Source organism: Lacticaseibacillus sp. 22 (assembly GCF_055413445.1).
Genome location: NZ_JBVAYD010000046.1, coordinates 1 through 7,954, shown reverse-complemented (window position 1 = coordinate 7,954; position 7,954 = coordinate 1). Strand labels below are relative to the sequence as shown.

General features: G+C 46.1%; 7 protein-coding genes. 1 reads left to right on the top strand and 6 read right to left on the bottom strand.

Features of this window, described 5'->3' with window-relative positions; genetic code table 11:
• Nucleotides 1-197 precede the first annotated feature (197 nt).
• From ACWP87_RS13405 to ACWP87_RS13395, 3 genes are all read right to left on the bottom strand, one after another.
• Complete coding sequence (locus ACWP87_RS13405; RefSeq protein ID WP_005697320.1) at nucleotides 198-599, bottom strand: Spx/MgsR family RNA polymerase-binding regulatory protein; 402 nt, start codon at nucleotides 597-599, stop codon at nucleotides 198-200.
• Nucleotides 600-1,239: 640 nt separating this feature from the next.
• Nucleotides 1,240-3,390: an AAA family ATPase gene (locus ACWP87_RS13400; RefSeq protein ID WP_014569850.1), complete on the bottom strand. Its 2,151-nt coding sequence runs from the start codon at nucleotides 3,388-3,390 to the stop codon at nucleotides 1,240-1,242.
• A gap of 390 nt (nucleotides 3,391-3,780) precedes the next feature.
• Nucleotides 3,781-4,545 (bottom strand): tyrosine-protein phosphatase, encoded by a 765-nt coding sequence (locus ACWP87_RS13395; protein ID WP_015765006.1) that lies wholly within the window; start codon nucleotides 4,543-4,545, stop codon nucleotides 3,781-3,783.
• A 156-nt stretch (nucleotides 4,546-4,701) separates the two neighbouring features.
• Here ACWP87_RS13395 and ACWP87_RS13390 point away from each other — a divergent pair, with 156 nt between their 5' ends.
• Nucleotides 4,702-5,595 (top strand): LCP family protein, encoded by an 894-nt coding sequence (locus ACWP87_RS13390; protein WP_014569851.1) that lies wholly within the window; start codon nucleotides 4,702-4,704, stop codon nucleotides 5,593-5,595.
• Between the two features lie 98 nt (nucleotides 5,596-5,693).
• Here the strand turns inward: ACWP87_RS13390 and rfbB are convergent, their stop codons facing one another.
• From rfbB to ACWP87_RS13375, 3 genes are all read right to left on the bottom strand, one after another.
• A complete protein-coding gene (gene rfbB, locus ACWP87_RS13385) occupies nucleotides 5,694-6,719 on the bottom strand; it encodes a dTDP-glucose 4,6-dehydratase (RefSeq protein ID WP_014569852.1) in 1,026 nt (341 codons plus the stop codon).
• A 2-nt stretch (nucleotides 6,720-6,721) separates the two neighbouring features.
• The gene (gene rfbC / locus ACWP87_RS13380; protein WP_032953780.1) at nucleotides 6,722-7,321 is read right to left on the bottom strand and encodes a dTDP-4-dehydrorhamnose 3,5-epimerase; all 600 of its coding nucleotides are present in this window, start codon (nucleotides 7,319-7,321) and stop codon (nucleotides 6,722-6,724) included.
• Nucleotides 7,308-7,954 (bottom strand): sugar nucleotidyltransferase (locus ACWP87_RS13375; protein WP_031541879.1); only part of this gene is annotated, 647 nt, incomplete at its 5' end. The genes rfbC and ACWP87_RS13375, both read right to left, overlap by 14 nt.

The following is a 7,954-nucleotide window of genomic DNA, read 5'->3' as shown; positions in this document are numbered from 1 at the left end:
ATATCTGCTAACCCTCAGCGTGCTTTGCAACTTGATGGACGCACAAGTTGGCGCTGCAGTTCTGCCATAGCGGGTCAAAACTATACCAACTAAAATTCCTGTTGGCTGTGATTCACGCCATAAAAAAAGCCACCATCAACGATATTCTGTATCGTTAATGATGGTCAAGCACCGCACGTGACGCTGGTTGGTACACTTCACACACTCGATGTATTTAACAAAGCCGTCCAAAGCTTTTGCCGCCGGACTTCACGTGGTAAAAAGACCCGGACAGAGTCTTGATTAAACCCAAACAACAGTCGGCGTTCATCCACAATGATCGGACGGCGCAGGATAGCCGGTTTTTCTGCCAACAAATCAACCGCCTGCTTTAGTGATAGCGCATCGAAATCAATGTCAAGTGCCTGAAATGCCTTAGATCGGCGCGAGACTAAACTATCAACGCCATCCTCCGACCGCGCCAAGAGCTCAAGAATCTGCTCCTTGCTGATACCTTGCTTTGACAACGAAATTTCCTGAAATGGCAACCCATTGGCTTCTAACCATGCCCGAGCCTCTCGACTTGATTTCGAAGAACCCGACGTATACAACTTAATCATCCAATCACCCCTCGCAGAAACAACAGTATATTTCTATCGTTTCCTAGCTAATACCACCCACATGCTCGTTGCTAACAACATTCACTGGCTTATATTGATTCACCCAGGACACTTTTTTATTATCTTAATGATAACTTAACATAACGAGACTCGCATGACAATAAATAAGCGTTTGCACCATCACCACTCTGGTTATGACTCATCAATATCAAGCCAAAGCACATCTAGCAGTTAAGTGATGAACGGTTATTATAAAACTTAAGTCTCGCCATCAATAAATAACAGCATTTACAGCCAAATTAAGCCAATATAAGTTTGTGAATTTTTAGCATAAAATCTGATACATCAGTTTCATATCAGCGGTTGGTTCTCTTTAAATTTAGCACAAGCTCATACCGCTTTCAATAACAATTTTTGAAAAATTAATTTTCGATTACTAATATTCAAATATTTTCACCATAATCTGACATATAAAATACTGGCGATAAATTGTCTTTTAATAAGCCTTCATGCTGATCGTTCTAAAAGTTGTGGGCAAAACAGACGGGCGCAATTTATTTCAAATTTTATTATACTACTTTTTCAAAGCAAAAAAAGCGGCCGCCAAACGATTTTTCTCGCTTGACGGCCGCTGTGCGCATTACTTCGCACCGCTAGCTTCTTTCTTTGGCTTGTCGCTTGCTGGTTGCACTTCACTGACGATAATCGCACCATCAATCAAGTCAGCCTGTAACTTCTTAGCCTTCAGGTGATCCAGGTAGAAGTCGGTAACCTTATCGCGGATGTTGCGTTCAATGACCCGCCGTAATGGTCGTGCACCCATCGCTTCATCGTAACCTTGGGCAATCAACCAATCCTTGGCTGCATCCGTCACGGTAAGTGTGATGCCTTTCTTCGCCAAAGTCTTGTTGACGTCTTCAAGCATCAAGTCAACGATCTTACCCAAATCATTCTTGGTTAAGTGACTGAATTCAACAATCCCGTTAAATCGGTTCAGGAATTCAGGACGGAAGTAAGGCGCCAACCGCTTCATCAAATCTTCGTCCTTCTCCTTCTCGCCAGTTAATGCTTCATTGCCAAACCCAGCATTGGAAGTGGCAATGATGACGGTGTTCTTAAAGTCAACGACATTACCTTGGCCATCTGTTAACCGCCCATCGTCTAAGACTTGCAGCAACAGCGTCAAGACTTGTGGATCAGCCTTTTCGATTTCATCGAGTAAGACGATGGAATAAGGATTGCGCCGTACTTGCTCTGTCAACGTGTTCTTGTTGTCATTGTATCCAACATAGCCTGCGCTGGTGCCAATCAGTTTGGATACCGCTGTACGATCGCTATATTCGGACATATCTAACCGGATGATCGCATCTTTACTGCCGAAAAGATCTAACGCCAACTGCTTAGCCAGTTCGGTCTTCCCGACACCGGTTGGTCCAACAAACAGGAAGCTGCCAATTGGGCGGTTACCTTCATCAAAGCCAGCCCGGTTCCGGCGAATAGCGCGGGCAACCATATCAACGGCTTCGTCTTGGCCAATTACCTTACCCTTCAGGCGCTTACCAATGCCTTTCAGCCGTTCAATATCGGATGCACCCAGCTTGGAAACCGGAATGCCAGTCAAACGTTCAACAGCTGCAGCGACATCATTCGGGGTTGCGACGACAGGCTTCTCGTTGTTCGTTCCTTCAAGCTGATGTTGCTTGTCGGCAATCTCCTTCTTAAGGTTGGCAGCTTTTTCAAAATCTTCAGCTTTTGCCGCTGCATCCTTTTGCGCGTTGAGATCCTTGATTTGCTTTTCCAGTTCCACCTTGTCAACAATCGGGTGCTTGCTTGCTAAGTGTGCCGCGGTCATATCAATGAGGTCAATTGCTTTATCCGGCAAGGAGCGCTGTGGAATATATTGAATACTATAATCCACCGCCGCCTTCAAAACATTTTCCGGTAACTGAACGTGATGATGCTGTTCGTAAAGCTTCTTGACGCCTTCCAGAATCTTGACCGTATCGGCAGCGCTCGGTTCATTGATTGTGACATCGTTAAACCGACGTGCCAAGGCGCTGTCCTTCATAATGGTATTGCGATATTCATCTTGCGTCGTCGCACCGATCACAGTGATTTCACCACGCGACAAGGCTGGCTTGATAATATCCGCGAGGCCCTTACCGCCAGACTCTTCGCCACCAGTTGCACCGGCGCCAAGAATTTGATGGATTTCATCAAAGAACAGAAGCACATTGCCAGCAGCTTTCACTTCTTTGATCAGATTCTGAATCTTTTCTTCAAAGCTGCCACGATATTGCGTGCCTGCTTCCAGATTCGACAGATCAATCGACCAAATCTGCTTGTCTTTAATTGATTCAGGTACATTGCCCTTCACAATCGCTTGTGCCAAGCCTTCAACCACCGCGGTCTTGCCGACACCGGCGTCACCGACCAAAATTGGATTGTTCTTCGTCCGTCGACTCAAAATTTCGGCAGTTTCCTGAATTTCGTGATCACGGCCAATCACCGGATCAAGCAGACCATCCTTGGCTTCTTGCGTCAGGTTGCGGCCAAGCTTTTCAAGAATACCGCCTTTCTTAACCGCTTGTTCGCCAGTCGTTTCAACCGGGATTTCATCGCCTTGCTTTGGCAGCTGACCAGTCGCCCGATACTGCGCAAATTCATCCGGCGTCATTTCGTGGCCATTCACCACATAGCGGGCTGACTCGCCTTTACCCATTCCTTGAAGCATCTGATTGAATACATCGTCCATGTCATGATTGAAAAACGGATCGTTAAAGTTTGCCATAGTCGAATTCCTCCTTGTTGGGAATATGCGGGGAAAAGGCGGTGGTGGCGGGGAGCTTATTAGGATGCACAAGATCTTGCTGCTTTCCTAAACGCGTTCGCAGGGCCAGAAACCTGCGTGTAAGGGCCTTGGATGCACTGGTCAAAACCCGACCAGCACATCCAAGGCCACTTACACTCCGGTTTCTAAGCGGCCCTGTTCACGCTCTACAAAAAAGCACTCCCAGGCGCTCTGGCAGTACTTTCGTGTCGTGCTTATTCACTTGTTGGCACTTATACTGTTGCGCCTTTTCCTTGTTTACATAATGTATTATAGCATGAAATTAGCACTCACGCAACCCGAGTGCTAATTTTTTCTCACGCTAAGTCAATCAAGGCGTTTCTCAGTTGATTAATACCGCGACAACAAACGCTTTTCAACCTTACGCTCATTAAACCGGACTAACGGATCCCCATTAACCAAGGCGCGAGCATTTTCCTCAAAAATTCGGGCTTTCTTTTCGCCACGCTTACGAGTCAACCGCTTGAACGCTGCACTCATCTCATAACTGCGACCCGGTAAGTGATGGGCATCAGAGGCAAAGACATGTGCTAACCCCGCATCGATAATGTCTTCGGAAAATTGTTGTACCTTTTTCCCAAATGTGCCCACATAGCTGCTAGCCGTCACCTGTGCAAAGGCCCCACGTTCAACCATCTGATAAAGCAAACCGGGATGCTTCATCAGTCGGGTATTCCGCTCAGGATGGACAATGACCGGAATCATGCCACGCTGCATCACTTCAAACAACATATTTTGGGTATAAAGCGGCACATCGTCAGACGGAAATTCAATTAACACATAATGCCCGCTCACGTCACAAGTCAGAATATCGTTATGGTCAATTGCTTCTAACAACTGACCGTTAATCCGCACTTCCTGACACGGGAAAACCGTTAGTGGAATATTGCGGCGGTCTAACTCGTCTTGAAACTCATCCGTCATCCGAATCACGTCAGCCGCATGATTCGTATACCGTCCATTCATATGGTGCGGCGTCATCAACGCATGCGTAATCCCATCAGCCACCGCCGCCTGTGCCAATTCAAGCGACGTGGTTAAGTCTTTTGAACCATCATCAATTCCCGGTAACATATGGCAATGCACATCAATCATCATTCAGTTCCCCTTCCAATACTATCTAGTATCTAATGAAGCGCTCCCAAGGTCAAATTTTTTTGTAACAGTTTGTTAACGTTTCACAATAGATCAGCGAGCTGGCAGACTTTGCGGTATAATATGCAAAGATTACGGAGGAAATGAGGTTTAAAGATGAAAAAGATCCTAGTACGCGTTCTACTCGTCGTACTCGTTGCTGCGCTGGGGTTTGGCGGCTTCGTGTACTACATGGTTCACAACTCGACATCGCAAATATATTCCTATAATAAGAAGACAAACAAATCTTCCGATGATAAAACCACCAGCAAAAAGCCGGTCGCATACTTACTGCTCGGTACAGACACAGGCGAACTTGGCCGCTCCTACAAAGGCCGTACCGACACCATGATCGTGATGGTACTCAACCCCAAATCAAAAACAACCACCATGGTCTCAGTCCCACGTGACACCAAAGTCGATTTTGATGACGTCACAATCAAAATCAACGCAGCCTATTCTTACGGTTCCTCCGACACCGCCATGGAAGCCGTTGAGAAGCTGTTAAACATCAAATTGGATGGTTACCTGCTCGTCAACATGAAAGGCCTAGAACAGATGGTAGATGCCGTTGGTGGCGTGACAGTAACCTCGCCATTAAGCTTTGACTATGAAGGCAAATCATTTGTTAAAGGTCAGTCATACAATTTGAGCGGCAGTGATGCCTTGAAGTTCTCGCGGATGCGGTATGACGATCCTCAAGGAGATTATGGCCGTCAGATGCGGCAACAGCTTATTTTGACGTCGGTTATCGGTAAGCTTAAGAAGAATCCAACGACTGTGTTGAGTCAAAGCTTCTTAGACGCTGTTGGTAAAAACGTTCGTACCGATGTCTCCCTAGGATCAGTTAAAAACCTGGCAATGGATTATCGTGATGCCGGGAATACCATTAAGAGTGATCAGCTACATGGCACAGGCCAGAACATTGATGGACAAGATTATGAAGTTATGTCTGATTCTGAACTTACTCGGGTGCATGATGTGATTCAGAATGCGTTGAACGCAAAATAAGAAAACAGATAATAAATGGAACCACCATGAATTGATCAAATTTCAAATCAATTCATGGTGGTTCCTTTATTTCTCGGGTAATTGAAGTTAAGTTCAACTTATTGACTGTTCTTCTTGTACTTCGCTTCAACCGCAGATTTTTCATCTTGCCACCAACTGCGATGGTCGGTGTACCACTTAATGGTGTCCGCCAAGCCTTCTTCAAAGTCGGTATATTGCGGCTTCCACCCTAACTCTTCGCGGGTCTTGGAGGCGTCAATGGCATAACGCATATCATGGCCTGGGCGATCTTTGACCTGATCATAATAGTCAGTCGGTTTTCCCATGAGCTTCAAGATCAATTCGAGCACGGTCTTGTTATCCTGTTCGCCATTAGCCCCGATTAAGTAAGTTTCGCCAATCTTGCCTTTAGTCAAAATGTCCCAGATGGCGCTGGAATGATCATTGGTGTGAATCCAGTCACGGACATTCTTACCCGTTCCGTAAAGCTTAGGTTTAATGCCACTCAAAATATTGGTGATTTGTCGCGGAATGAATTTTTCAATATGTTGATAGGGGCCATAGTTATTGGAGCAATTAGAGATGGTCGCCCGAACGCCAAAGGAACGTGCCCATGCATGAACAAGCATGTCACTGGCCGCTTTGGTTGAAGAATAAGGGCTTGACGGGTTGTAGCGACTGTTGATCGTGAACTTTTCACCGGGTCCTTCACCATGGCCAGGAAGATCTTCACGTAACGGTAAATCACCATAAACTTCATCGGTTGAGATGTGGTGGAAGCGAACATCATACTTACGGGCCGCTTCCAACAAAGTATAGGTGCCAATCACGTTACTGTGTAAGAACGGATCCGGATTAATCAGTGAGTTATCATTATGACTTTCAGCCGCAAAGTTAACCACCGTGTCCACTTGACCCATCAATTGATCGACCAGTTCTTTGTCCGCAATATCGCCAACGACTAACTTAACCCGATCGCCCAAAACGTCTTCGATATTGGCTTTATTGCCGGCATAGGTCAGCTTATCCAAGACCATGATCTGAACATCTGGATGGTGCTGATAAACAAAATGGACAAAGTTTGAGCCGATAAAGCCGGCCCCGCCTGTAATCATAAGTTTCATGTTTAAATCTCCCCGTAAATAAAGTTATTCTCGGCATCTTTTAATTGCGGATGATGCTGATCTTTTTCCGACATAATCAGATGTGCCGTTGACATCGGCCAGTCAATCCCAATATCTGGGTCATCAAAGGCAATCCCACGATCAGCTTCAGGGGCATAATAACCTTCCACTTTATAAACAAAGTTAACGTTCGGCGTTAAGGTAATGAAGCCATGCGCAAATCCCTTAGGAACCAAGAGTTGGCGATGATTATATTGGCTCAAAATATAACCTTCCCATTGTCCATATGTTGGCGAGCCTTTGCGAATATCCACCAAAACATCCTCAACGACCCCAGTCACCACGCGCACCAGCTTCGTCTGCGCATAAGGCGCCATTTGATAATGCATCCCGCGTAAGACCCCGGCTTCGGCCGACAGTGATTGATTGTCTTGGTTGAAATCGTTTTTGATTCCGGCTTCGATGAACTTTTCCCGGGTATACGTCTCTGTGAAAAAGCCGCGATTGTCGCCGAATACATCGGTTTCAACTAACTTAACGTCCTTTAATTTGGTTGGAATAACTTTTAAACTCAAGTGTCTTTGCCTCCTAGGCTTCTTCATCTGCCAAGCGCAAAATGTACTGGCCGTAATCGTTCTTCTTAAGTGGCTGCGCGAGTTCGCGTAATTGATCGCGATCAATGTAACCCATTCGGTAGGCTACTTCTTCCAGACAGGCAATTTTAAGATTCTGTCGCTTCTGAACGGTCTCAATAAAACTAGCCGCCTCATGTAAGGATTCATGAGTGCCAGTATCTAACCAAGCAAATCCTCGACCCAAAAGCTCAACGTCAAGTTGGCCACGTTCGAGATACGCTTTGTTCACATCCGTAATCTCTAGTTCGCCTCGTGGTGACGGTTTGAGATTCTTAGCAATGTCCACCACTTGGTTGTCATAGAAATACATGCCGGTAACCGCAAAGTTACTCTCCGGATGCTCTGGCTTTTCGACAATCGATTGCACATGATGCTGCTCATCAAAAGCGACTACCCCAAAACGTTCAGGATCGTTGACTTGATAGCCGAACACCGTTGCCCCGGTCGTTTTAGCCGCCGAGCGTTGAACCAGCTTGGACAAGCCGCTGCCATAAAAGATATTGTCACCGAGAATCAAGCACACGGAATCATCGCCAATGAAGTCAGCCCCGACAATGAAAGCTTCCGCCAGGCCATTTGGCTTTTCCTGTACTTTGTAAC